Consider the following 22906-nt stretch of genomic DNA (forward strand, 5'->3'; position numbering starts at 1 on the left):
AACCGCTGAGTAGCACGCACCACCCTATGGTATCAGAGTGGTGCAGTCGGAAAATGGTTCCCGCATTAAGACAGGCAGCCTTAATGCTCGTCCAAGGGAGTGTAATCGCTGAGGCGCATCATATGGCCGAGCTTGCTGGCCTTGGTGGATAGATAGCGCTCATTGTAGGCATTCAGGCCGGTAGTGAGCGGCTGGCGTTCTACCACTTCAACGCCTACTTGCGTTAATGCGTCCACCTTGCGCGGATTATTGGTCATCAGCTTGAGCGCCTTGATACCCAGATGTTCAAGCATGGGTGCGCACATCTCGTAGGTGCGCAGATCCGCAGCAAATCCAAGCTGATGATTGGCCTCTACCGTGTCGAGACCTTGGTCCTGTAATTGGTACGCCTTGATTTTGTTGATCAGGCCTATGCCGCGTCCTTCCTGGCGTAGATACAGGAGTACGCCGCGTCCTTCCGCAGCAATTCGCTTTAGTGCTTCTTCAAGCTGAAAGCCGCAGTCACAGCGACGCGAAAACAGCGCATCACCCGTCAAGCATTCGGAGTGCACGCGTCCTAGTACAGGATCGCCGTTAGCGATATCGCCGAGCGTCAGCGCGATATGCTGCTGTCCGGTTTCATCATCCTCGAAGCCATGCATGGTAAATTCAGCAATCGCATTAGGCAGCAGGCAGTGGGATACGTAGCGCAGTGTCACAGGTTCCTCGCAGTGGGGTAGCGGCCGCTATCTGCGGCATGGCGCGCCCCCTTCCTTAGTAAATTTAATTGGTAGGCACTTTAGCACCGGTCGATGCCAACGTCTTATAAACGCTGGTTATATATTGCATTGGAAAACGGCGATGATCGTGCTCGTTGACGTCTCAGTCAGATGCATCGGCATCCAGCGATATATCCGCTAGAATGTTTTCCACCGCACCAAGCGTGAGCTTCCTGATGAAGCGCATTTTGCCATCCGCATGAGAATCTCCGATGACCTTGAAAAACGACCGTTTCCTTCGCGCGCTTACTCGGCAAGCCGTCGATCGCACACCCGTCTGGATGATGCGTCAGGCGGGGCGATATCTGCCTGAATATCGAGAAACACGTGCTCAGGCAGGGGATTTCATGTCGCTGTGTCGCAACACTCAGCTTGCCTGTGAAGTAACGCTGCAGCCGCTGCGTCGCTACGCGCTGGATGCCGCGATACTGTTTTCCGACATTCTTACCATTCCTGATGCAATGGGGCTGGGGCTGCACTTTGTGCCTGGCGAAGGGCCGCATTTCTCGCACCCTGTGCGCGACCGAGAAGCGATAGCGAAGCTTGCAAAGCCCGACGTGAAGCGTGATCTGCGCTATGTAACGGATGCGGTCAGTGTGATTCGTCGCGAGCTCAACGATAGCGTGCCGCTGATCGGATTCTCCGGTAGCCCATGGACACTTGCGACCTATATGGTCGAAGGCGGCCCGAGCAAAGACTTCCGCCATATCAAGGCATTGATGTATTCCGATCCCGAGGCGCTACACGCGCTGCTGGCGCTGCTTGCGGATGCCGTCACCGAATACTTGAATGCACAAATTCTTGCTGGGGCGCAGGCGGTGCAGATCTTCGACACCTGGGGCGGAGTGCTCACCACGCCGGCCTACTCGGCTTTCTCGCTCGATTATATGCAGCGTATCGTTAGCGGCCTGATTCGAGAGCACGATGGTCGCCAAGTGCCGGTTATCCTGTTTACCAAACAAGGCGGTCAGTGGCTTGAAAGTATCGCTGATAGTGGCTGCGATGCCGTGGGGCTCGATTGGGGCATAGAGCTTGGAAATGCACGCGCTCGCATTGGTGAGCGCGTTGCACTGCAAGGAAATCTGGATCCCAATGTACTGTTTGGTTCGGCCGACACGATCCGTCAGGAGGTAGCTCGCACGCTTGAATCATTTGGGCAGGGCGAAGGGCATATTTTCAATCTGGGGCATGGTATTTCCCAATATACGCCGGCAGATAATGTAAACATCATGCTCAACGCCCTTCACGAGTTGAGCCCGCGGTACCACCTGTAATAAAGCCTTGTGGTACAAGCGAAAAGCCAGACATGATGTCTGGCTTTGTCTTTTTAGTGGCTGCCGCGTTAAACCATAATAATGTCGTTCGCGATGTCGACTTGCCCAACGACGTTGATAAGCATGGAGGTTTGGTCATCTACATCCACGGTGACCCTGGTAAAATTGTTACCCTCGTCGTAAACGGAATTAACGACCCCATCGCACTTGATCGCAATGCCGCTCAAATCGATTTTATCCACATGGGTTTGGAAGTCGAGAATGCAATCAGGTGCATCAGGCGTTGAGTCGGAAAGCTGTGTATAAACGAACACATTGTGCCCCGGCCCACCTTCCAATACGTCTGCTCCCCGGCCGCCGTAGATAATATCGTTGCCTGCACCGCCCGAAATGTAGTTGCTGTTATCGTTTCCGATCAATATGTCGTTTCCAGATCCCGATATAATGTTATCGACGGTTGCACCGTAAGCGATGGAGACGTTCATCTTGAGGCCCCCAACGTTCGAGAATGACCCGGGCTGGAGATTGATAAGCTGATCGTTCGAATACTGGCTGAAGTTAAAGGTGTTTTCACCGCTACTGTTCCAAACCGTGAAAACAGGCTTGTCCTGGTCAGACGTTAGGGTATAGCGTTCCCTGTCGGTGTTTGAATCGAACCCGTAGATGGTATCGCCGAGAAAGGATGAAGTATTAGGGCCATATAGTGTCTGAATGGCGGTAATATCGTCGATCATCGGCCCAGTAAGGTTTTGTCCTTCGAAATCTGCCCCGACGTTGTTTTCTGTCCAATAGCTCATGATAGTGTAAGGAGTTGCGTCCTCGAGATATGCTGCGTTTCGCGCATAGCTAAGATTAAAGATGTCACCCTCTTGTGCGTCGTAGTCACCGGGATGCGCAAGCCCAAGAGCATGCCCGATCTCGTGAGTCAGAGCCTGATATTCGTAGTTGCCGGGGGAAGGGGCGTTAGGAAACGGTTTCATCCATACGTGAGCTCGCACCAGATCTCGGTCAGAGACGGAGTATGGCCACGTAATACCGCTGGACTCATCATTGTTTGTTCCAATGGCGAACATGATGTCTGCGCTACCGTCAGTCTCGAAAAACTGAATATTGGCCACATCGCTCCAGGATTGCAGGGCAGTGCGCGCGCTAGCCTTCTGTGGCTCTGAAAACTCTTGGAAGGTGGTAAATCCTGGGTCGAACCCTGGAAAGTTATCTCGATTCATGAACGAATAAGTGATCGTATTAGGAGAATATATTTTCTCAGGCCACCGATAGTCGATTCGCAGCAATGCAGCTGCTGCGTCGTTGGTAGTAAAGGATGGTAGTCCATTGAAACAAAAGTCACCGCGCTGATTGTCGCGTAGAATTTGCTCGACAGTATTATAATATGTTGACATTTTTAATGTGCCTTAGCGATTAATGTGGTGTGTAAGATAATTACTCTGCGAATATCGATACTGGCGAACTAACGGAACATTGGTTATTGGTAAATAATGTCGTTAAGAGGATCGACTTCCCCAACAACGTTGATAACAAAATCTTGGCCGTCGGCAGTGATCGACGATAGCTTGGAGCGATTGAACTGCTCGTCGTAGGCAACTTGAATGGGCGTTATAAGCGAATCTGCCATGGCGCTTATATCGATCTGGTCGATGCCCGTCTTAAAACCGAGAATGCAGTCTGGTTCTGCACGGGTAGATTCGGAGGGATCAAGATAGACAAAAACGTCGTGGCCACTTCCCCCGCGGAGCGTATCCGAGCCTCCGCCGCCATAGAAGATGTTGTCGCCGTCGCCGCCGTCAATGCTGTTGTTGCCGGCATTGCCGATGAGGATATCGTTGCCAGATCCGGAGATGAGGTTCTCGATGTTGGTGCCCAACGCGATCGAGATATTGTGCGAATAGCCGCCGACGCTTGAAAATGCGCCTTGGTTGAGATTGATGATTTGATCGTGGGGATAGCCGCTAAAATCAAACGTATCTTCGCCACCGGCGTCCCACACGGAGAAAACGATGCGGTCCGACGGTGCCGATACGCTGAACATTTGCCGATCCGTATTGGAGTCGAAACCGTAGATGGTATTGCCCGCGAAGGCGGTTGGGTTGTAGCCGTAAATCTGCTGAACTGCGTAGATGTCATCCAGCATCGGGCCACTTTCATAAGTGCCGTAAAAGTCGCCGTTGGTTTCGTGCTCGGCCCAGTAGCTCATCACGGAGTACATACGTGAGTCTTCAACGTAGGGCGCATTCGCCGCGTAGTTAATGCTGTCTCCTTGTATGGCGTCGTAGTCGCCTGGATGCTCCAGGCCCAGCGCATGGCCAATTTCGTGAACAAGCGTTTCAAACTCGTAGGACTCGAAGGTGGGGTCAGGCATGCCAGCTTTTACCCACACATTTGCGGCGGCCAGATGTTCGCCATTGTGGGCGGCACTGGTGATACCACCGTCATCAAGACCTTTTCCAACGTTACCAAAGCGGATATCTCCCAACATGTCGGGCTGCTCCACAAACTTTATGTTGGCTACATCCGACCAGGAGCGCAGCGCGAGCCGAGTCGCTTCTTTTTGGCCAAGCGAGAACTCGGAGAATTCATCCATCTGGTCGTTGTAGCCAGGAAACAGCTCGTTAGTCATGAACGTGTAGGTAATGACGGTCGGGCCGGAGTCGCTTACTGGCCAGAAATACCCACCTCGTAACAGCTGCTCAGATGCTTGCTCTACGCTGTAGGAGGGCTTACCGGAAATACTGTTGTCGCCCCGTTCACTATCCATTAACTGAAACCTGATAATATCTGAATATGCAGACATGACATTGCTCTCGGTGATCTAATAATTCGGCTAATTAATAATTATTAGTAAAGCAGGTCAATTATTTTTTAATATCTTCAGAATATAAATGGTATGTTTGTTAGAGTGCTTATATTTTCGCTAGAGACGTGGCGTAATAATCAATGTTTTTTAAAAAATTAGGAATTTAGACTGAATTTTTAGGATGTGCGATTTATCGATGTATCGAATTCCTCATTCTCGCACTGAAATTGATATTCCATCTCATTTGTGGTCTAGTTGCAGGTTGAAAATACGCTTAAGGCAAGGGGCGGCGACTCACCGCTGAAAGGTGCGTCACGCCGCTGTCTGGGAGAGATCAACATGCCGGTTTCTATCTGCTCGCGGGCCTTCGTTCGGGCTCTATTAGTGCTGGGAGCATGCATTGCGCTGATGGTAAGCGTGGTGAATGTAAGCCACGCGCAATCTCAGCGCAGCGTGGCGACCGCACATGGCGATATTGCGGTGCCCGAGCATCCGAAACGTGTCGTCACGCTTTACGAAGCGGCCCTCGATACCTCTATCGCGGTGGGCGTCAAGCCGTTGGGAGCCGTGTATACGCGCGGTGGCTCCAGCGTAGCTGATTACATCAAGGACCAGGCGCAAGGGGTCGATATCGTCGGCGGTCCGCGCGATGTTAATTTCGAGAAGGTACTGAGCGAGCGCCCTGACCTGATTCTGGCGAGCCCGTTCACGCCTGATTCGGTGTATCAGCGCCTGAGCCAGATTGCGCCGACCATCGTTCCCAAGCACGACCGACAGAACCCTTTCCCCGAAAATTATTGGCAGAATGAAAGCCGGCTGTTCGCTCAGGCGCTGGGCAAAGAGCAGGAAATCAACGGCGTGTACGCCAAGCTCGATAAACGCATCGATCAGATCGGTAAAGCCATCAATCCCAAGCGCGACCAGCACTTGGCATTGGTGCGCTGGAACCCGCAAGGCCCAATCGTGATGTCCGAGCGGGTCTTCGCTGACGACCTGCTGCGGCGTTTAGGATTTATCGCCCCGAAGATTTCCAGTCAGTTGACCAAGCGCCCGCACTCGGACGTGCTGAGCCTTGAAAATCTCGATCAGATTGACGGCGATTGGCTGCTACTGGCAACGCTGAATGGCGAGGGCCGCGAGGCGCTGGCGGCGGCAGAAAAACAGCCGGCCTTCCAGCGGTTGAAGGTAGCGCAAAACAAACGCGTGATTGCAGTCGACGGCTCGCTGTGGACCAGTGCCGCTGGCCCCATTGCAGCGAACCAGGTGCTTGATCAAATAGAGCAGAAGCTAAAGGCCGCTCACCCGTAGATAGGCTAGTGCATTGATGAATGCTGTATCCCCCCGCGCACGCTTTGTGCGCGGTTTCGTGTTGTCGATACTGGCGCTTGGAATTGCTCTGAGCGCCAGCCTTTTATTGGGCGCAGGCGATGTCTCCGCTGTGCAGGCTGCCAAGGCGCTGTTTGGCAATGATGATTCGCATGCTTGGTTCGTGGTTTCGGAACTAAGATTCCCGCGAACCTGTGTCGGTATTGTCGTCGGCGCGCTGTTGGGAATTGCCGGTAACCTGCTGCAAACGGTGACGCGCAATCCGTTGGCCGAGCCGGATTTGCTGGGCATCAGTGCTTCTGCCACTGCAGCGGTCGCGATAGCGCTGCTCATGGGCGCCGACCTGGTGGCGATCCAAGTGTGGGTGGCGGTTGCCGGCGCGCTGTGTGGATGCGCACTGGTATTGGCAGCAGCGCGCATCAAGGGCGTGGGCAATGATCCGGTGCGGCTAGTGCTGGCAGGGGCGGCGCTCAAAGGTCTGCTGGTATCGTTGGTGTCACTGATTCTGCTGATTGATCAACGTACCGCTGATGAAATTCGCTTTTGGACGATTGGCGCCCTGGCAGGGCGTGGCTTCGATCAACTGGCGAGCGTGCAGGTGCCGCTGCTGTTGGGGCTGGTGCTCACCGTCATCATCGCCAAGCCGCTGGCAACACTGGCGCTGGGAGAAAGCGTGGCGAGCTCGTTGGGACAGCGTCCGCGCTTGACTCGCTGGCTAACGCTTATCGCGGTGGCACTGCTATCGGGAGTGGCGGTCGCGCTGGCGGGTCCGGTTGCCTTCCTCGGGCTAATCGTACCAACGCTGGCGCGCGGCATGGTCGGGCCAGATATCAGGCGCTCGCTGCCGCTGTGTGCACTGCTGGGCCCCGCGATTATCCTGCTATCCGATGTTATTGCGCGCTTGGTCGTTCCTCCTTCAGAGCTGCCGCTCGGGGTGGTTACTGCCTTCATGGGCGCCCCCATTCTGGTCGCGGTAGTGCGCTTGCGACGCACTCCATCCGGACAGGCGAAAGGTTGAGTCAATGAATAGCCGCATGAAAGGGAATAATGCGACCGCGCTAAACGCTCCCCGCGACACCTTGGTGTGGCGCTGGCAGACGTTCAGCGTCACCTTTCCCAAGCGTTCGCTGAAAGGGGGCGCGGTGCTTGCTGGTGCGCTGGTGGTGGCCGTGATTTTATCGCTGGGTATCGGTACCATCATGCTGTCGCCGGCGCAGGTGATAACCGCGCTACTGGGCAACGGTGACCCCATCAATGTGTATCTGATCTATCAACTGCGGCTCGAGCGTGTCGGGGCGGCGTTGGCCAGCGGGGCAGGGTTCGCATTGGCCGGATGTTTGCTGCAAACCCTTACCCGTAACCGCTTGGCGATGCCCGATATCATCGGTATCAACAATGGCGCCACTGGGCTTGCTGTTGCCTCTATTGTGGCGCTACCGATGGGGCTGGCACCGCCGCTATGGGCGCTGGTGGGCGCAGTTACAGCAACGGCGCTGACGTTCGCCTTGGCGGGTGGTGTCGGCACGCGTGGCTACCGTTTTATCATCGTTGGGGTGGGGGTAGGGGCGCTGTTCGGTGCGCTGACCAATCTGATGCTGGCGCGTAGCAGTCTTGATGAAGCCAACGCAGCCTTCGCCTGGACCGTTGGCTCGCTTAACAGCACTGGCAGCGGTGCTCAGTGGATGATGTGGCTAGGATTGCTGGTGTGCCTGCCAGCGGCCTTGTGCTGCGCGCGCCAGTTCTCGGGGCTGCGTTTCGCGGAAGCAGTGGCGCAAGGATGGGGGCTTCGCCCGGTTAGATTGCGCGTGCTGGCACTGGCATTGGCGGTCGTCTGCGCAGCGTTGGCAGTGGCGCTGGCGGGCCCTGTCGGCATGATCGCATTAGCGGGGCCTGAGTGCGCGCGCTGGCTATCCAGCAAGCGCAGTGTGCCGGTGGTGAATTCTGCAATGGCTGGGGCCGTACTGATGGCGCTGGCCGATCTGTTGGGACGGACGCTGTTTTCACCGGTCGAAATTCCCGTTGGTATCGTGACATCGTTGTTGGGCAGCCCGCTGTTGATCTGGATGCTGCTGCGCGGACGTATTTCCACCACGCTCTAACGCCCGTTACCGTCTACAAGCGAGCATCTACGCCGGCACCGAAACGATGCTCTGATTCAAGTTCACTACGCACACGCTGCGGCAGGTTGAGGTATGGACGAACTTTTACACGCAGCTCATCGTTCTGCGCAGTTGAGCGCGCATAATGTCGTGCTGGGGTATGGTAATCGCACGGTTATCGATGGGCTCAGCGTAGCGCTGCCAGAAGGCAAGATCACCGCTATTGTGGGGCCTAATGGCTGCGGAAAATCGACGCTGCTATCAGCGCTGGCGCGACTGCTTCCACCGCGTTCTGGTGAAGTACGCCTGAACCAACGGTCGGTGTATTCAATGGCGCCGCGCGAAGTGGCAACGCTGCTGGCGCTGCTGCCGCAGCAGGCCACTGCGCCTGAAGGGCTGACGGTCTCCGAACTGGTACAGTTTGGTCGCCAGCCGCATCAAAGCTGGTTTCAGCAATGGTCACGTGACGATCAGCGTATTTTAGAGGCTGCCTTGCAGGCCGCTGATCTCGACGCGCTGGCTGATCGACCGCTGGAGTCGATGTCGGGTGGGCAGCGTCAGCGTGCCTGGCTGGCGATGACCATCGCTCAGGCGACGCCTTTACTGCTGCTTGATGAGCCCACCTCAGCGTTGGATTTAGGTCATCAAATCGAAGTGTTTGAGCTTATTCGCTGGCTGTCGGTAGAAGGAGGCAAAACCATCGCGATGGTGGTGCACGATCTGGTGAGCGCGTGTCGCTATGCTGATCATCTGATAGCGATGAAGGACGGTGCTATCGTGGCAGAAGGCGTGCCTTCCGAGATTGTGACGCGTGATTTGGTGCGGGAGCTTTACAACATTGAGTGTGAATTGATTATCGATCCGCTTTCCAACAGTCCGGTGTTAACGCAAATTCGCCGCGCCCAGTAGCGGTCTGCAAGGTTGGCTAGCGGGGTAAAGAATGCCCCAGCGTGCCGCCGTCCGATGCTTCAACGGCTGTATGAAGAGGGCACGCATTGCGTCGGCGAGTAGATTGCTCGCACAAACACTTTTCAGGCAGAGTCTGATGACGGCACCAGCGTAGTACGCCACCGAACTCTGTTATTCATCGAATGGCTCGAGAGGCTTCCAAGTGAGTAAGTTTTCAAGCGAAGAAGTGCTGACCGTCAAGCACTGGAACGACACGTTATTCAGCTTCACATGCACAAGAGAGCGCGGCCTACGCTTCAAGAATGGTCAATTCGTCATGATTGGGCTAGAAGTCGAAGGTCGGCCGCTGGTAAGAGCGTATTCCATCGCTAGCCCCAACTATGCCGATGAGCTTGAGTTCTTCTCGATCAAGGTGCCAGACGGCCCATTAACATCGCGGTTACAGCATCTCAAAGTGGGCGACAAGGTGCTGGTGAGTCGCAAACCTACCGGTACGCTGGTGCTCGACGATTTGCGGGAAGGACGCCATCTGTATTTGCTATCCACTGGTACCGGATTAGCGCCGTTCATTAGCCTGATTCAGGACCCTGAAACCTACGAGCGATTCGAACGCATCGTGTTAGTACACGGCGTACGCTGGACCAGCGAACTGGCCTATCGTGAATTTATTTCCAGTGAGTTGCTTGAGCACGAGTACCTGGCTGAAGAAGTACGTGAGAAGCTGATCTACTACCCCACGGTGACACGGGATGAGTTCGCCACCCAAGGGCGCCTGACCGATCATATCCGGAGCGGCAAGTTGGCTAACGACATTGGTCTGCCGCAGCTGGACCCCGCTGTCGACCGCGCGATGATTTGCGGTGGCCCGGCAATGCTGGAAGAAACGTCGCAGGTGCTTGATGAGCTTGGCTTCAAGGTGTCGCCGCGGATGGGAGAAGCGGGCGACTACGTGATTGAACGCGCCTTCGTCGAGAAATAGGCGCGTACGTCATCTACTTGCTATCCACAACGGCGCTCAATTGAGCGCCGTTGTGGTTATACCGCGTCCGGGCCTGTTTCGCCGGTACGGATGCGGATCACCTGCTCAAGCGGGGCAACAAAAATCTTGCCGTCGCCAATCTTGCCGGTATTGGCAACAGACGTAATGGCTTCGATCACCTGATCGACCATGGCATCATCAACTGCCGCTTCCAGCTTCACTTTCGGCAGAAAATCGACCACGTATTCAGCGCCGCGATACAGCTCGGTGTGGCCCTTCTGGCGTCCGAATCCTTTTACTTCAGTGACGGTAATGCCCTGTATGCCGATTTCCGAGAGTGCTTCGCGCACATCGTCCAGCTTGAACGGTTTGATGATGGCGGATACCAGTTTCATTGTCAGTTTTCCTTGGTTATGCAGTTGTCGGTCGCGTTGTTAGGAGTATGACGCCATAACGTGCGGCCGTCGTCGAGTGTCGGCACAGGTGCTTTTAGCATAAATCAATTTGGCGTTTTTTCATCCTGTTCGCCATTGGCGAATCGGGCAATCTATTGATCAGTAACCGTTATCCCTTGCGGAATAAACGCCCGTCCCACGTTCGTCAAAACGTTGCGATCCGTGCATTAAAACGCTGCAATTCGTGCATTGATTGACGCTTCGACCGCTCCTTTTGAAGGGATGCCGTGTTCCTCTGCGTCTTTCGATATGCTGCCGCGCCCGGTTGTATGATTGTCTGACGTTAATAATTAACGGCAGACATCGTGCCATTCCTGATAATTGATCATTAAAATCATTGAGTTATCGCATGGTTTCGGCGTGTGCCTGGGCCTTGGTAAGCGCTGTCTAGAGCCGGCAATCGTTCAGTGCGCCATAATGGTGCGGCAGCGTGCAATGCATTTCTGCTTTGCACTGTTTCGCTTCACGCGGCGCTATAGTTGCTGGTGGACGGTTCGGCAGCGGTATGCGGATGGTGCAGCGACGCGATTGGCACTGGAATTTCCGGTCAATAGTGTGGAAGATGTGTGGTTAACGGTGCATTGCACCAGCAAGAGCGTTATTCGACGCTCTCTCGCGTTTCAGGCAAGGAGTAGGACACTATGTCCAATAACGATATTTTCGGTCGCATCGCGCAGAATATTGGCGATAAGCTTTCCAATGTTTCGCAAGGCCCGGAAGAGTTACAGCGCACCGTGCAAGGCGCTATGAAAAGTGCCTTCGACCGACTCGATCTAGTGTCGCGAGAAGACTTCGACATCATGATGGACGTGCTGACTCGCACTCGCTCTCGTGTGGAATCACTCGAGTCTCGCCTCGCCGAGCTGGAGTCCCAACTGGCTGCTGGTCAGCCGTCTGCGAGCAGTGAGTCCGGCTCGGCCGACCATTCGAACGACGAATAGTAATAAATTGCGTACGTGCTAACGTGCGCTTTAATGCTGTCGTCTGCGTGGCTTCCCGCTTTTTGCGAAGGCATCCTCTGCCGGTAGCGGGCCTCCACAGCGCACCAGCCGACGGCAGCTCGCTTTTGAGTCAATGGCGATGAGCGCTGGCGTACCAGTAAAGCGCCGATGCCTTCCGACCACTGGCTACGCGCGGCTAGCGGGGCATCTCGCTAGCCGCGGCCTCAGTGTAGTAGATGCGCTGACCAGTCGAAGTAATCCTATAAATATACAAGAAAGCCTCACATTGAAGGGGCGAATAGCTGTGGAGCTTGAATGTCTTCCTCACCCTCACCTGTAGAACTGACGCTTAGAGGTGTCATCCTCGGGGCCGTCATCACGCTGCTGTTCACAGCGGCCAATATATATCTGGGGCTAAAGGTCGGGCTGACCTTCGCTTCCTCGATTCCCGCTGCCGTTATTTCGATGGCAGTTCTGCGCTGTTTCAAGAGCTCCAGTATTCTTGAAAATAATATGGTGCAAACGCAGGCGTCTGCCGCCGGCACGCTCTCCTCCGTCATTTTTATTTTGCCCGGCCTGCTGATGATGGGCTATTGGAGCGGCTTCCCGTTTTGGCAGACCTCCGCGATCTGCGCCATCGGTGGCGTTCTCGGGGTGCTGTTTACCATTCCGCTGCGGCGGGTAATGGTGGTGCACAGCACCTTGCCGTATCCCGAGGGAGTGGCGGCGGCAGAAATCCTGCGCGTCGGTAGCCCTGGTGAGGATTATGCTGAAGCGCCCGTCGCACGGCCCAAGGTGGTTGAGGATGGGCGTGCAGCGCCCGGTGGGCGCGAGCTGCTAATCGGCAGCGTTATCTCAGCCTTGTTTGCGCTCTGTACCACTGGATTCAAGGTGCTGGCTGACTCCGCAACGCTATGGCTGAACGCCGGCCGAAGCGCCTTCCTGATACAGCCCGGTTTCTCCCTGGCGATGGTGGGGGCGGGTTACCTGATGGGCGTTAGCGGTGGTATCGCGCTCTTCATTGGTATCGCGCTGTGTTGGGGCGTGTTCGTGCCGCTGGGCATGCTGTGGGCGGATCATCCTGCCGGTGTTGCCTTGGGCGATATCGGGATGAACGTGTGGTCGTCCCAAGTACGCTTTCTGGGGGCTGGGGTTATCGGGGTCGCAGCGGTGTGGACACTGATTACCTTGCTGAAGCCAATGGTGAAGGGGGTGATGGCCTCGCTGCGTGAAGCAGGCCACTTCGCCGCCGAGAAGGATCGGCGCGATCGTGACATTCCGATCAGCATCCAACTGCTGCTTAGTGGCCTGATGCTAGTGGCACTGCTGGTGGTGTTCTATCAGTTCCTGCATTCAGCGGCTCCGATGCTTTCCGCGGGAGCACTGTGGGCAGCCATTATCGGGTGCTCGCTGTTTTCGTTTATTTTTGGCTTTTTGGTCGCGGCGGCGTGCGGTTACATGGCGGGCCTGATTGGCTCTTCCAGCAGCCCCATTTCCGGTATCGGTATTATCGCGGTGGTGCTGGTATCGCTGCTTATTGTTGCCCTTGAAAGTGTGGTGGGCGGGCTGACAAGCCACGGTGGGCAGTTGGCGATTGCGCTGACGCTATTCACTGCCTCGATCGTTATCGCCATGGCTGCCATTTCTAATGACAACCTGCAGGATTTGAAGGCAGGGCTAATGGTTGGTGCCACTCCCTACAAGCAGCAGGTGGCGCTGATTATTGGCTGCGTGGTGGGGGCGCTGATCATACCGCCCGTACTGGAGCTTTTGTACCACGCCTATGGTTTTGCGGGCGCACTGCCGCGGCCGGGCATGGATGAAACGCAGGCGCTGGGCGCGCCGCAGGCAACCCTGATGACGGCGATTGCCCAAGGCGTGTTCAAGCACCAGTTGGACTGGTCGATGCTGCTTTCCGGCGTGGGTGTCGGCATCGTACTGATCGTTATCGACACTGTGCTGCGCCGCACCACGCGCTCGCTCAGCATGCCGGTGATCGCGGTAGGAATGGGCATCTACCTTCCTTCCAGCGTTAACGGGGCACTGATTTTCGGCGCTATCGTATGCTGGTTCGTTAATCGCTATTTCTCGCGTCGTGCACAACTTAGCGGCAACACGCTCGAGGCCGAGCTTGATCGCCCTAGGCGTCGCGGAGTATTGCTGGCGTCAGGGCTTATTGTGGGCGAAAGCTTGATTGGTATCCTGGTGGCGGCGCTGATCGGTGCCACCGGCAACGATACGCCGTTGGCGCTGGTGGGCAGTGATTTCGCGAACATCGCACAATGGCTATCGCTCGCTGCATTTATCGCCTTTTGCGTGTGGTTCTACCGCTATTTGATCAAACAGCGCCGCTCAATCTAACGAAAATGACAAAAAGCGCGTAAACGGCGCGCTTTTATTGCCGATATGACAGTCACTTGGCCATTATGCTGGAGGGCAGTCATGTCGTTTTCGGTAGTTCGCAGTCGCGCACTGGTGGGGCTCGATGCTCTGCCGGTGCAGGTAGAAGTGCATATTTCTAGCGGATTGCCGGGCCTTGCCATCGTGGGTATGCCGGAAACCGGCGTGCGCGAGAGTCGCGAGCGGGTGCGCAGCGCATTAATCAATGCCGGTGCTGATTATCCCAGCCGCCGCACAACGCTGAATCTTGCCCCGGCCGATTTGCCCAAGGAAGGCGGGCGTTTCGATCTGCCCATTGCGCTGGCGATTATGGTGGCCTCGGGGCAAATCGATGCTTCGTCGCTGGAAGGCGTCGAGTGTGTTGGTGAACTGGCGCTCGATGGTTCTTTACGATCAGTTGGGGCCATCTTGCCGGTCGCACTGGCCGCACGCGACTATGGCGCTGCGCTCATTGTTGCCGCGGGCGATGCCAGCGAAGCCGCGCTGGTCGATGGTCTTAAGGTGTATGCCGCCGCTCATTTGCGTGATGTTATTGCTCATTTGAGAAACGAGCAGCGCATTGAGTGCGTTGGGCATATGCAGCCCGCTGAATACAAAAATGAATTACCTGACCTTGCTGATGTCAGAGGACAGTATCAGGCACGACGTGCGCTAGAGATCGCTGCAGCCGGTGGGCACAACGTACTGTTAGCGGGGCCTCCCGGCTCGGGTAAAACCATGTTGGCCGAGCGTCTGCCCGGGCTTTTACCACCGCTTGACTGGGAGCAGCGGCTAGCCGTCGCGACCATTCGCTCTCGCAGTGGTTATCCGCCATTGGCGAATTGGGGGCGTAGGCCCTTTCGGCTGCCGCACCATGGCGCCAGCCCCGGGGCATTGATTGGCGGTGGTAATCCGCCAATCCCGGGCGAAATTACCTTGGCTCATCACGGTGTTCTGTTCCTGGATGAGCTGCCAGAGTTTGATCGCCGCGCGCTGGAAGGGCTGCGCGAGCCGCTCGAATCGGGCGTAGTGTCGATTTCGCGGGTAGGGCGCCAAGCGGTGTTTCCGGCGGCCTTCCAACTGATAGCGGCAATGAATCCTTGCCCTTGCGGTTATTTGGGGGATGCTCGCCGGCAGTGCCGTTGCAGTGTGGCTCAAGTTCAGCGTTACCGGTCGCGTATTTCTGGCCCATTATTGGATCGCATTGATCTACAGGTAGAGGTTAATGCGGTGTCCACCGACGAGCTGGCTCAGCAAAGCTGCGGTGAGTCTTCTCATCAGGTGAGGGCAAGAGTGGCCAAGGCGCGAGAGCGTCAGGCGCAGCGCGGCGCGCTGAATGCAAGGCTGCCGGTAGCTCAGTTGGAGGCGGCGTGCAGTCTGCATGAGTCGGAGCGTAGTTGGTTCGCCCATGCGCTCGATCGACTAGGGTATTCGGCCCGTAGCTATCACCGAGTGCTGCGTGTTGCTCTGTCCATCGCCGACTTGGAACAAAGCTCTACCTTAACGCGTCACCATTTGATGGAAGCAGTCGGATATCGTCAACTTGATCGAATGTTGCGTGGAGAAGCGCGTTAGTTCTTGTATAAATTGCAATAGTGTCTTATCTCTTTACATACGGTTACCCATTTTTCTTTCGTTTATCGCCAGCTTATGAAAACACCATTCGTCATCGCCGTTTCTTTGTTCGCTATGTTGGTGTCGCTGACTCAAGTAAGCGCTGCTGTTTATCCACCTTTTCAACGTGTCCAGGAAAGCCCTGGCGCCAGTCCTTCGCCGCGAGTAACTGCCAAAGAACTGGCGCGTACGGCACCGGGAGCCGACCCTGAAGTCATTGCGATGGGATTGGCTGCAATGCGCTGCGCGCAGGCCAATGGGCAAGGGGTAGATGCCACCCGTTTGGGTATCATTGATTACAGCATGTCTTCTCGTACCCCGCGTTTGTGGGTGTTTGATCTTCCTCACCGGCGTTTGCTTTTTCATGAACTGGTCGCTCATGGTTCAGGCTCGGGCGGTGATGTCCCCACGCGCTTTTCGAACCTGAATAACACCCACGCTTCCAGTATCGGTCTCTATCTCACGCAGCAAACCTACCAGGGTGCCAACGGCTACTCCCTGCGCATGGCGGGGCTCGATAAAGGATTCAACGATGCCGCCATGGATCGAGCCATCGTGCTGCACGGTGCCACGTACGTGAACAACGACATCGGCAAGCAGCTTGGTCGTCTGGGCCGTAGCTGGGGATGTCCGGCATTGCCCAAGAGCAAAAGCAGGCCAATCATCAATGTGATGAAAGATGGACAGTTTCTGTTTGCGTACTATCCCGATAAGCGTTGGCTTACGCAGTCCTCGCTGGCGCAGTGCGCAGTGGCGCGTTTGGGCAATGCTAATGCGGTAAAAAATCTGGCCAGCGCGCGTTAGTCGAAGCGGCAGGCAGGCTTTGTAAGCAGCGCTATTTGAAAATACCCTGAAGGTGGGAGAAATATCCCACCTTCAGGGTATTTTCGTATCAAAGGTAGCGCGATAGCTGACCGCACATATGGCGTGCAGCGATGGGGACTATTCGGCTGCGCCAATAACGTCGAAAAGTGCGTCCAGCCTGCCTGGCTGTAACGCATCAGCGACAGTAGTAATGCGCAGTATATGGCCCAACGCGGGATGCGGTGGGCGATGAACGATAACGTCCTGGTCCAGCAGCGCTTGCTGAGCAGCGGCGGCCTGAGCGGCGTTTTCCAGTCTGAGCGCCACGAAGTTAGTAACGCTGGGGAAGACGGTCAGGCCTTTTGAGCTCAATAGCTGTGTGAGCTTCTCACGCTGCGCCACTACCTGATCGATATGTGTCTGAACTTCTTGCTGTTGGGTCAGCAGGAATTCGGCTGCCGCCAGCGATACCGATGCCACCGCGTAATGAATGCGTGCCTTCAGCATCACCTCAATCAGATCTTTTTCGGCGATTGCGTAGCCTACCCGCAAGCCCGCCAGCCCGTAGGCCTTCGAAAAGGTACGTAGCCGTATCACGCCTTCCAATGGCTGGCTGTCTTCTTCGGCGCTGAATTCGTAATAGGCTTCGTCGAGCAACAGCGAGCACTGCTCAGGAAGGCTGTCGCGCAACGTGACGATATCGGCGTGAGAATAGGTGTATCCACTGGGATTGTCTGGGTTGGCAAGATAAACCAAACGCGCGTGATGAAGGTGCGCAGCCTCGTTTAGCGCTGCGAGATCTGGCGCCAGCGTGTCGTGTGTATCGATATAGCGTGGCTCGATCAATCGACAGCCGTTGCTTTGCGCAAAGTAGCTGAAGGTGGGATAGGTGCCAGCGCTGCAGACCACCGTGGTGCCTGGCTCGCAAAGAGCGCGTAGCGATAGCGCGAGGAGGCTGTCAGCGCCTGCATCGACGACAATTTCATCGTTGTCGATGTTGAGGTGAGCAGCCAGCAGCCTGCGCAATTCGTAGCACTCTGCATCGGAATAACGGCGCGCCAACGCCGCGACCTGATCACCAAACTGGGCTTGTAACGCATGATGCGCCATATCAAGCCCTTCGTTCGAGCCTAACTGGTGATGCAGTTTGCGGCCGGTTTTTCGCTCTGCCGCGGCAAGGCCCGGAAAGGGATTATTAGGTCCTTCGCGACGAAGGTGAGCAGCGATGGTGCGCATTCAAGCCTCCAAAATGCGTCGAGAATTCAGTAAAGGGCGGATTGATCGAAGTAAGCGATGGCCCTATATACGCGCGGTAGCGCTGGTTTTGGGTAGTGAAACGCTCAGGGATGCGCGCTTTTGGGCACCGACGTTCCGTCGAAGGCGCCCTGGGTAACCATCGAAAGAGGGCGCTTGTCGTTATGCCCAATCCGCAGCTCGAGGCGGTAAGGGTAGAGCGTTCGGTCGCTTAACGGCAGCGGCGTGCTATTGAGCAATCGTGCATCGAGTATCCATAGTGAGTCAGGCAACTCACCCGTTGATGACGGGGCCCAGGACACTACGCGGGGCGGATTCTTGAGGCTGAGTAGCCCTCTGGTGAGCGCGTCGCGCAGTTCGCGCGGTGTCACGTGAAGCACGTCCTGGTTGTTTTCTTCGCTGTACACCGCGGGCTGGCTGATTAGGATGATCTGTTGCGGAGTGCGATCGTTCCAGTGTGCCTCTTTCACCAGGAATTCGGCGGCATCCCTGCCAAGACGCGAGACCGCATTTTTTTGCTGCTGTTGTGGGCTGACCTGATTGCTGCCACACCCTGACAGCACTGTCGCGGTCACAGCGACCGCGATTAAATGCCTAGCGATGCGCAGCATAGCGCCACCCCGCAATTGCCAAGGCTAGCCAGCCAATAATGAGCAACGTTCCGCCGATGGGGGTAACAAAGGCGACGGGTGTTAGCCCCGAGATCGCCAATATATAAAGTGAGCCTGAAAACAGTACAGTGCCGCCTATCCAGCAGTAGAGCGTTACGCGGGGAAGAGAGGTTCGCCAGCCGCCTAGCAGCGCCATCAGCGCGATGGTGTGCCACATCTGGTAGGTAACGCCGGTATGAAAGGCGTCGAGCATTCTGGGCGACAGGTAGTGGCTGAGCGAGTGAGCACCGAAAGCGCCCAGTGCGATAGTAAGCGCACCGCTGGCGGCACAAACAACCCATAAGCGTTGGTGAAAGGTGGTGGACACATCAACCTCGGTTAGCTGCTCTCGCCGTGGCGAGGATCGAATCAGAGTCAATATAGCGGTATCATAGCGGTTTTCGAAGATGGAGCCGAATGCTCCGTGCGTTGGCAGGACACTCATCATGCAGCTCTATTTGAATGGCGAAGCGCAAGAGTTCAACGTAACCACCGTTGCTGAGCTAGTCGCTGCGCTAAAGCTTACCGGAAAGCGTATTGCCGTCGAGCGCAACGAACAGATCGTTCCGCGTTCCCGCCATGCTGAAACAGCACTTGCCGAGTTTGATCGTATCGAGATCGTGCATGCGATAGGTGGCGGCTAGACGCATCTCGCCCGTTTTCAGCGCCATGCGCGTTTTTTCCCTATTCAGGAGATGTTCATGACTTCAGCTCAAGCCTCCGCGTCATCAGTAGACCAGGCGTGGCAAATTGCCGGTCGCACCTTTCATTCGCGGCTGCTGGTAGGCACCGGCAAGTACAAGGATTTCACCGAGACTGGCGAGGCCATCCAGGCCAGCGGTGCCGAGATTGTTACCTTCGCAGTGCGCCGTGCCAACATCGGCCAAAACGCTGATGCGCCCAACTTGTTGGACGTAGTTAGCCCCGACCGTTATACGCTGTTGCCGAACACCGCGGGCTGCTACAACGCACGCGATGCGGTGCGCACCTGCCAACTGGCACGTGAACTTCTTGATGGCCATTCGCTGGTCAAGCTTGAGGTGCTGGGTGACGAAAGCACTCTTTATCCCAACGTGGTCGAAACGCTGAAGGCGGCACGCGAGCTGATCGACGACGGTTTCGATGTGATGGTCTATACCAGCGATGACCCGATCGTTGCGGCCGAGCTCGAGTCGATGGGGGCCTGTGCGGTAATGCCACTTGGCTCTTTGATTGGCTCGGGGCACGGCATTCTCAATCCATACAACCTCAGCCTGATTGTTGAAAACGCGAAGGTGCCGGTACTGGTGGACGCTGGCATTGGCACCGCGTCGGACGCAGCGCTTGCCATGGAAATGGGCTGTGCCGGTGTGCTGATGAATTCGGCGATTGCCCACGCTCGTCAGCCGGTGCTGATGGCGCAGGCCATGCGCAAGGCCATTGAGGCAGGGCGCGAAGCCTTTTTGGCGGGCCGCATGCCGCGCAAACTGCAAGGCGAGGCTTCCTCTCCCAACGAAGGACGAATTCAAGCGTGACCAGTAGTAGCGACGATACCTCAACGGTAGACGCCCAAGCGGCGGATAACAGCGACACCGCCCACCATCGCGCGGTACGCAGCTATGTATTGCGTGCTGGAAGAATGACGCAAGCGCAGTCCCGCGGGCTCGAGGAAGTATTCCCGCGCCTGGGTCTAACGCTCGATCAGGGGCGTCTTGATCTCGACCAAGTGTTTGGGCGCAAGGCCCCGCGTGTTGTCGAAATTGGGTTCGGTATGGGCGGTTCCTTGCTCGAGCAGGCGCGTAGTCAGCCGGAGGTCGATTTCATTGGCATCGAAGTGCACCCTCCCGGTGTTGGCAAGTTGCTCGATGAGCTCGATAAAGCCGGCCTGACCAACGTGCGCGTCTTCCGCGAAGACGCCATCAAGGTGCTCGACGATTCTCTTCCTGAGCAGTCGCTGTCGTTGCTACAGCTGTTCTTCCCTGATCCTTGGCCGAAGAAGAAGCATCATAAACGCCGCATCGTACAGGCTGATTTTGTGCAGCGCGTGGCGCGTGTGCTCGAGCAAGGCGGCAAGCTGCACATGGCTACCGATTGGGAGGCTTACGCTGAGCATATGGTCGAGGTGATGGAGCAGCAGCAGGCGCTGTTTGAAAACACCGCCTCATCAGGCGCCTATGTGCCGCGTCCCGAAGCTAGACCGCTCACCAAATTCGAAGCGCGTGGTGAGCGTTTGGGGCACGGTGTGTGGGATCTGGTTTACCGACGCCGGTAGACGATTCAGCGGCGGCCACCCGCTCGCGTCCGGCTGAATATCGGTCGGTCGCCACGCGGTGGCGCTTTCGCAGAAGCTTTCAAGGAGATCAAGATGCCCGAGGTATCCGCTGAAACCGAAGTGGATGCGCGGCCGCCCTTGCTTAATTGGCTGATCGTGGTAACGCTGGTCACGATTGTGGCGTCCTGCCTGTATCTTGGTAACTACTACCTTGGGGAAACCCCTAGCAGCAAACCTGTGTGGTATTCGTTGCCGCTGTTCTGTTCGCCGCTCGCTGAGTCGTGCTCAACGCGCACGAGTGCGGGTGCTTCCATTGGTATGCGCCTTGAGTCGGGCGAGAAAGGCACGCTGCTGGCGACGCCACGTATTTCTGGTATGGCGCCTTCGCGCATCATGTTTCGTGTGATCAATCTTGATGATCGGGGAACGCAGCGACGGGACGTGGTTGCTACTCGCTCAGCGGCCCCTGTCCAGCTGAATACCCGCACTGAGTCTTGTTCCAGTTCGCGCAACAATTGGCGCATCGAGCTGGTTGTGACAACGCCATCTCGAACGCAAGGAACGTGGAGCGATGTATCGCTGCCATGCGTGCAGGCACAGCTCGCTCAGCCGAACTAACGTCTTAAAACAGGGCAACTTCTGCGCTGAAAGTCGCCGGGCTTATACGAATGTCCACAGTTGACATAAATTCTTCTTATTAAGGTGTGAATAAATTTGGTCGCTGTGAAGCGATCCCTAGTGCCTGCGTTCAAAAAATAAAAACATATATTTTTCATACAGTTGAGTATTTTGTGCGCTTCTTTACCAAAAACTGTATGAATCATCAGTTGATTTTTTTCGTAGTGGCTATTCGTGATGAACGTGCATCGTGTGAAAGTGTCCACCAAGTTATCCACAGGTGGCTGTGACTATTCTGTCAGTTAGCGTGTGAATAACTTTTATCGCCGTTAACCTTGCCGTAACAAAAAAGCCGACGCTGCATGCGTCGGCTTTCTCATTTCCAATCCAACGACCTGTTGTTACTTGTCGGAAGGATTGATATCCATCAGGTTAACTTTGAAGATCAAGGTTGCGTTGGGACCGATGGGACCAACGCCTGCCGGGCCATAGGCGAGTTTGGCAGGAATATAGACTTCCCACTCGTCGCCGGGCTGCATGAGTTTAAGCGCTTCCTGCCAGCCAGGAATCACTTCTTTTACCTTGAAGGTGACCGGCTCGCCCTTTTCATAGGAGCTGTCGAACACTTTGCCGTCGAGCTGTTTGCCTTCGTAGTTTACGCGAACAGTATCGTTGGCTTCAGGATGCTGACCGCCTTTACCGCTCTTAAGCACTTTGTACTGAAGACCGGAAGCGGTGGTTTTAACGCCATCCTTTTTAGCGTTGTCCTTCAGGAAGGCGTCGCCTTGCTTGGCGTTGTCCTTGCCTTCCTGCTCCTGCTCATTTTTCTGCTTCTCAAGCTGCTGCTTCTGGAAGTTCATCAGGATTTGCTGAGCGTCTTCCTGAGACAGCTTGGGATCGCGATCGGAGTAAACATCGTCGAGCGCTTCCTTGAAAGAACTAAGCTTCAGCTCAGGATCAATCTGCTTAAGGCTTTGCGCAACGTTCATGCCGATGCTGTAGGCCACTTTCTGTTCGTCGGACTGGGGACCCTTGCCGTTATCGCCGTTGTCGTCCGACGAATTCGAGCAGCCCGCCAGGGCAATTACTACGGCGCCTACTGTAGCGGCGCTCACTAGCTTGTTCATGAAAACTCCTTGAGTGAAGAACGGCCCCGCGAGGCCGCCGCAAAATGTCCGAAGCGCAATGTATCAGATGCGCAGGGGGTTATTCGAGGGTAATACGTTGGGCCGCCTGGCGAACCTTCAAGATGATGGCGCCATGATGTGCAGTTATTTTTCCGTGCCACAGCTGCCACGCTTGCTCGCTGGGAGCATTCTCATCGCGCTCGAGAAGTGCCAGACGGCGCAGCGTTTCGCGCTCAGACTCAAGCTCGGCGCTCTTGATCGCATTGCGCATGGTGGCTAGCGGCGGAGAGCGTTCAAGCAGCGGCTTCAGCTCTCTGCGCATTAAGCGCAACGGCACGGTAAAGCGCTGCTGCCAGCGACGAATTTCCTCAAGCTGAGCGGGCGTCCTCAAATGCTCGTGGCGACGCTCCAGCCAGCAGTAAAACAGCAGCTCTGGGATATCGATACCAGCATTATCCTGAAGCTCAAGCATCTGTTGTTCCTGACCGGGAAGGGCGTGCAACGCGACCGCAAATGTCCATAGCGAGTGCGTCGCGTGTTGCTGAATATCGATCAAGGCGAAACTCCGCTGTGCAATGAAGAATGAGGCAAGCAAGTGATAGAATGCGCGCATTCTGTCTTGTTTCTCAAGAAGGCGCAGCCGCCTTCTTCCATCA

23 protein-coding genes are annotated in these 22906 nt (G+C 55.9%); 14 read left to right on the forward strand and 9 right to left on the reverse strand.

Features of this window, described 5'->3' with window-relative positions:
• Positions 1-80 precede the first annotated feature (80 nt).
• Positions 81-698, reverse strand: coding sequence for a GTP cyclohydrolase II (gene ribA, locus R84865_RS11320; RefSeq protein WP_435633196.1), 618 nt, complete (start codon positions 696-698; stop codon positions 81-83).
• Positions 699-970: 272 nt separating this feature from the next.
• Here ribA and hemE point away from each other — a divergent pair, with 272 nt between their 5' ends.
• The gene (gene hemE, locus R84865_RS11325; protein WP_435638013.1) at positions 971-2032 is read left to right on the forward strand and encodes a uroporphyrinogen decarboxylase; all 1062 of its coding nucleotides are present in this window, start codon (positions 971-973) and stop codon (positions 2030-2032) included.
• A gap of 68 nt (positions 2033-2100) precedes the next feature.
• On the opposite strand, the gene R84865_RS11330 is transcribed toward hemE, so the two are convergent.
• Positions 2101-3432 carry a M10 family metallopeptidase C-terminal domain-containing protein gene (locus tag R84865_RS11330; RefSeq protein WP_435633194.1) on the reverse strand — a complete coding sequence of 444 codons (1332 nt, stop codon included), beginning with the start codon at positions 3430-3432 and terminating at the stop codon, positions 2101-2103.
• A gap of 83 nt (positions 3433-3515) precedes the next feature.
• Positions 3516-4841, reverse strand: a complete 1326-nt coding sequence (locus R84865_RS11335) for a M10 family metallopeptidase C-terminal domain-containing protein (protein ID WP_435639727.1) — start codon at positions 4839-4841, stop codon at positions 3516-3518.
• Between the two features lie 342 nt (positions 4842-5183).
• Between R84865_RS11335 and R84865_RS11340 the strand changes: the two genes are divergently transcribed.
• The 5 genes from R84865_RS11340 (at position 5184) to R84865_RS11360 (ending at position 10157) form a co-directional block, all read left to right on the forward strand.
• Positions 5184-6152 (forward strand): ABC transporter substrate-binding protein, encoded by a 969-nt coding sequence (locus tag R84865_RS11340; protein WP_435639728.1) that lies wholly within the window; start codon positions 5184-5186, stop codon positions 6150-6152.
• A gap of 16 nt (positions 6153-6168) precedes the next feature.
• The gene (locus R84865_RS11345; RefSeq protein WP_435639729.1) at positions 6169-7188 is read left to right on the forward strand and encodes a FecCD family ABC transporter permease; all 1020 of its coding nucleotides are present in this window, start codon (positions 6169-6171) and stop codon (positions 7186-7188) included.
• 16 nt (positions 7189-7204) lie between these two features.
• The gene (locus tag R84865_RS11350) at positions 7205-8269 is read left to right on the forward strand and encodes a FecCD family ABC transporter permease (protein WP_435633190.1); all 1065 of its coding nucleotides are present in this window, start codon (positions 7205-7207) and stop codon (positions 8267-8269) included.
• 93 nt (positions 8270-8362) lie between these two features.
• Complete coding sequence (locus R84865_RS11355) at positions 8363-9178, forward strand: ABC transporter ATP-binding protein (protein ID WP_435639730.1); 816 nt, start codon at positions 8363-8365, stop codon at positions 9176-9178.
• A 202-nt stretch (positions 9179-9380) separates the two neighbouring features.
• Entirely contained in the window at positions 9381-10157 is a 777-nt protein-coding gene (locus R84865_RS11360) for a ferredoxin--NADP reductase (protein ID WP_435633188.1), read from the forward strand.
• A 56-nt stretch (positions 10158-10213) separates the two neighbouring features.
• Here the strand turns inward: R84865_RS11360 and glnK are convergent, their stop codons facing one another.
• Positions 10214-10552: a P-II family nitrogen regulator gene (gene glnK / locus R84865_RS11365; protein ID WP_025733563.1), complete on the reverse strand. Its 339-nt coding sequence runs from the start codon at positions 10550-10552 to the stop codon at positions 10214-10216.
• 701 nt (positions 10553-11253) lie between these two features.
• Here glnK and R84865_RS11370 point away from each other — a divergent pair.
• From R84865_RS11370 to R84865_RS11385, 4 genes are all read left to right on the forward strand, one after another.
• The gene (locus R84865_RS11370; protein WP_435633187.1) at positions 11254-11553 is read left to right on the forward strand and encodes an accessory factor UbiK family protein; all 300 of its coding nucleotides are present in this window, start codon (positions 11254-11256) and stop codon (positions 11551-11553) included.
• Between the two features lie 315 nt (positions 11554-11868).
• Entirely contained in the window at positions 11869-13914 is a 2046-nt protein-coding gene (locus R84865_RS11375) for an OPT family oligopeptide transporter (RefSeq protein WP_435639731.1), read from the forward strand.
• An 81-nt stretch (positions 13915-13995) separates the two neighbouring features.
• Positions 13996-15507 (forward strand): YifB family Mg chelatase-like AAA ATPase, encoded by a 1512-nt coding sequence (locus R84865_RS11380; RefSeq protein WP_435639732.1) that lies wholly within the window; start codon positions 13996-13998, stop codon positions 15505-15507.
• A gap of 75 nt (positions 15508-15582) precedes the next feature.
• Complete coding sequence (locus R84865_RS11385) at positions 15583-16350, forward strand: murein L,D-transpeptidase catalytic domain family protein (protein WP_435633184.1); 768 nt, start codon at positions 15583-15585, stop codon at positions 16348-16350.
• A gap of 138 nt (positions 16351-16488) precedes the next feature.
• Here the strand turns inward: R84865_RS11385 and R84865_RS11390 are convergent, their stop codons facing one another.
• From R84865_RS11390 to R84865_RS11400, 3 genes are all read right to left on the reverse strand, one after another.
• A complete protein-coding gene (locus R84865_RS11390) occupies positions 16489-17586 on the reverse strand; it encodes an aminotransferase class I/II-fold pyridoxal phosphate-dependent enzyme (RefSeq protein WP_435639733.1) in 1098 nt (365 codons plus the stop codon).
• Between the two features lie 104 nt (positions 17587-17690).
• Positions 17691-18179 (reverse strand): hypothetical protein, encoded by a 489-nt coding sequence (locus tag R84865_RS11395; RefSeq protein WP_435633182.1) that lies wholly within the window; start codon positions 18177-18179, stop codon positions 17691-17693.
• A gap of 19 nt (positions 18180-18198) precedes the next feature.
• The gene (locus R84865_RS11400; protein WP_435639734.1) at positions 18199-18633 is read right to left on the reverse strand and encodes a DUF423 domain-containing protein; all 435 of its coding nucleotides are present in this window, start codon (positions 18631-18633) and stop codon (positions 18199-18201) included.
• A 67-nt stretch (positions 18634-18700) separates the two neighbouring features.
• Here R84865_RS11400 and thiS point away from each other — a divergent pair, with 67 nt between their 5' ends.
• The 4 genes from thiS to R84865_RS11420 all read left to right on the forward strand — a co-directional run bounded on the left by thiS (position 18701) and on the right by R84865_RS11420 (position 21123).
• On the forward strand, positions 18701-18898 hold the full coding sequence (gene thiS, locus R84865_RS11405) for a sulfur carrier protein ThiS (protein ID WP_435633180.1): 198 nt from the start codon (positions 18701-18703) through the stop codon (positions 18896-18898).
• A 57-nt stretch (positions 18899-18955) separates the two neighbouring features.
• Complete coding sequence (locus tag R84865_RS11410) at positions 18956-19768, forward strand: thiazole synthase (protein ID WP_435638001.1); 813 nt, start codon at positions 18956-18958, stop codon at positions 19766-19768.
• On the forward strand, positions 19765-20505 hold the full coding sequence (gene trmB, locus R84865_RS11415) for a tRNA (guanosine(46)-N7)-methyltransferase TrmB (RefSeq protein ID WP_435633178.1): 741 nt from the start codon (positions 19765-19767) through the stop codon (positions 20503-20505). The genes R84865_RS11410 and trmB overlap by 4 nt, the downstream gene beginning before the upstream one ends.
• Positions 20506-20598: 93 nt before the next feature.
• On the forward strand, positions 20599-21123 hold the full coding sequence (locus R84865_RS11420) for a hypothetical protein (protein WP_435639735.1): 525 nt from the start codon (positions 20599-20601) through the stop codon (positions 21121-21123).
• A 401-nt stretch (positions 21124-21524) separates the two neighbouring features.
• On the opposite strand, the gene bamJ is transcribed toward R84865_RS11420, so the two are convergent.
• Together bamJ and R84865_RS11430 are read right to left on the reverse strand one after the other, a co-directional pair.
• On the reverse strand, positions 21525-22250 hold the full coding sequence (gene bamJ, locus R84865_RS11425) for a BamJ family beta-barrel-assembly machinery protein (protein ID WP_435633176.1): 726 nt from the start codon (positions 22248-22250) through the stop codon (positions 21525-21527).
• 79 nt (positions 22251-22329) lie between these two features.
• The gene (locus tag R84865_RS11430; RefSeq protein ID WP_435639736.1) at positions 22330-22863 is read right to left on the reverse strand and encodes a TIGR02444 family protein; all 534 of its coding nucleotides are present in this window, start codon (positions 22861-22863) and stop codon (positions 22330-22332) included.
• Positions 22864-22906 lie beyond the last annotated feature (43 nt).

This window comes from Carnimonas bestiolae, assembly GCF_051251145.1.
GTDB lineage: Bacteria > Pseudomonadota > Gammaproteobacteria > Pseudomonadales > Halomonadaceae > Carnimonas > Carnimonas bestiolae.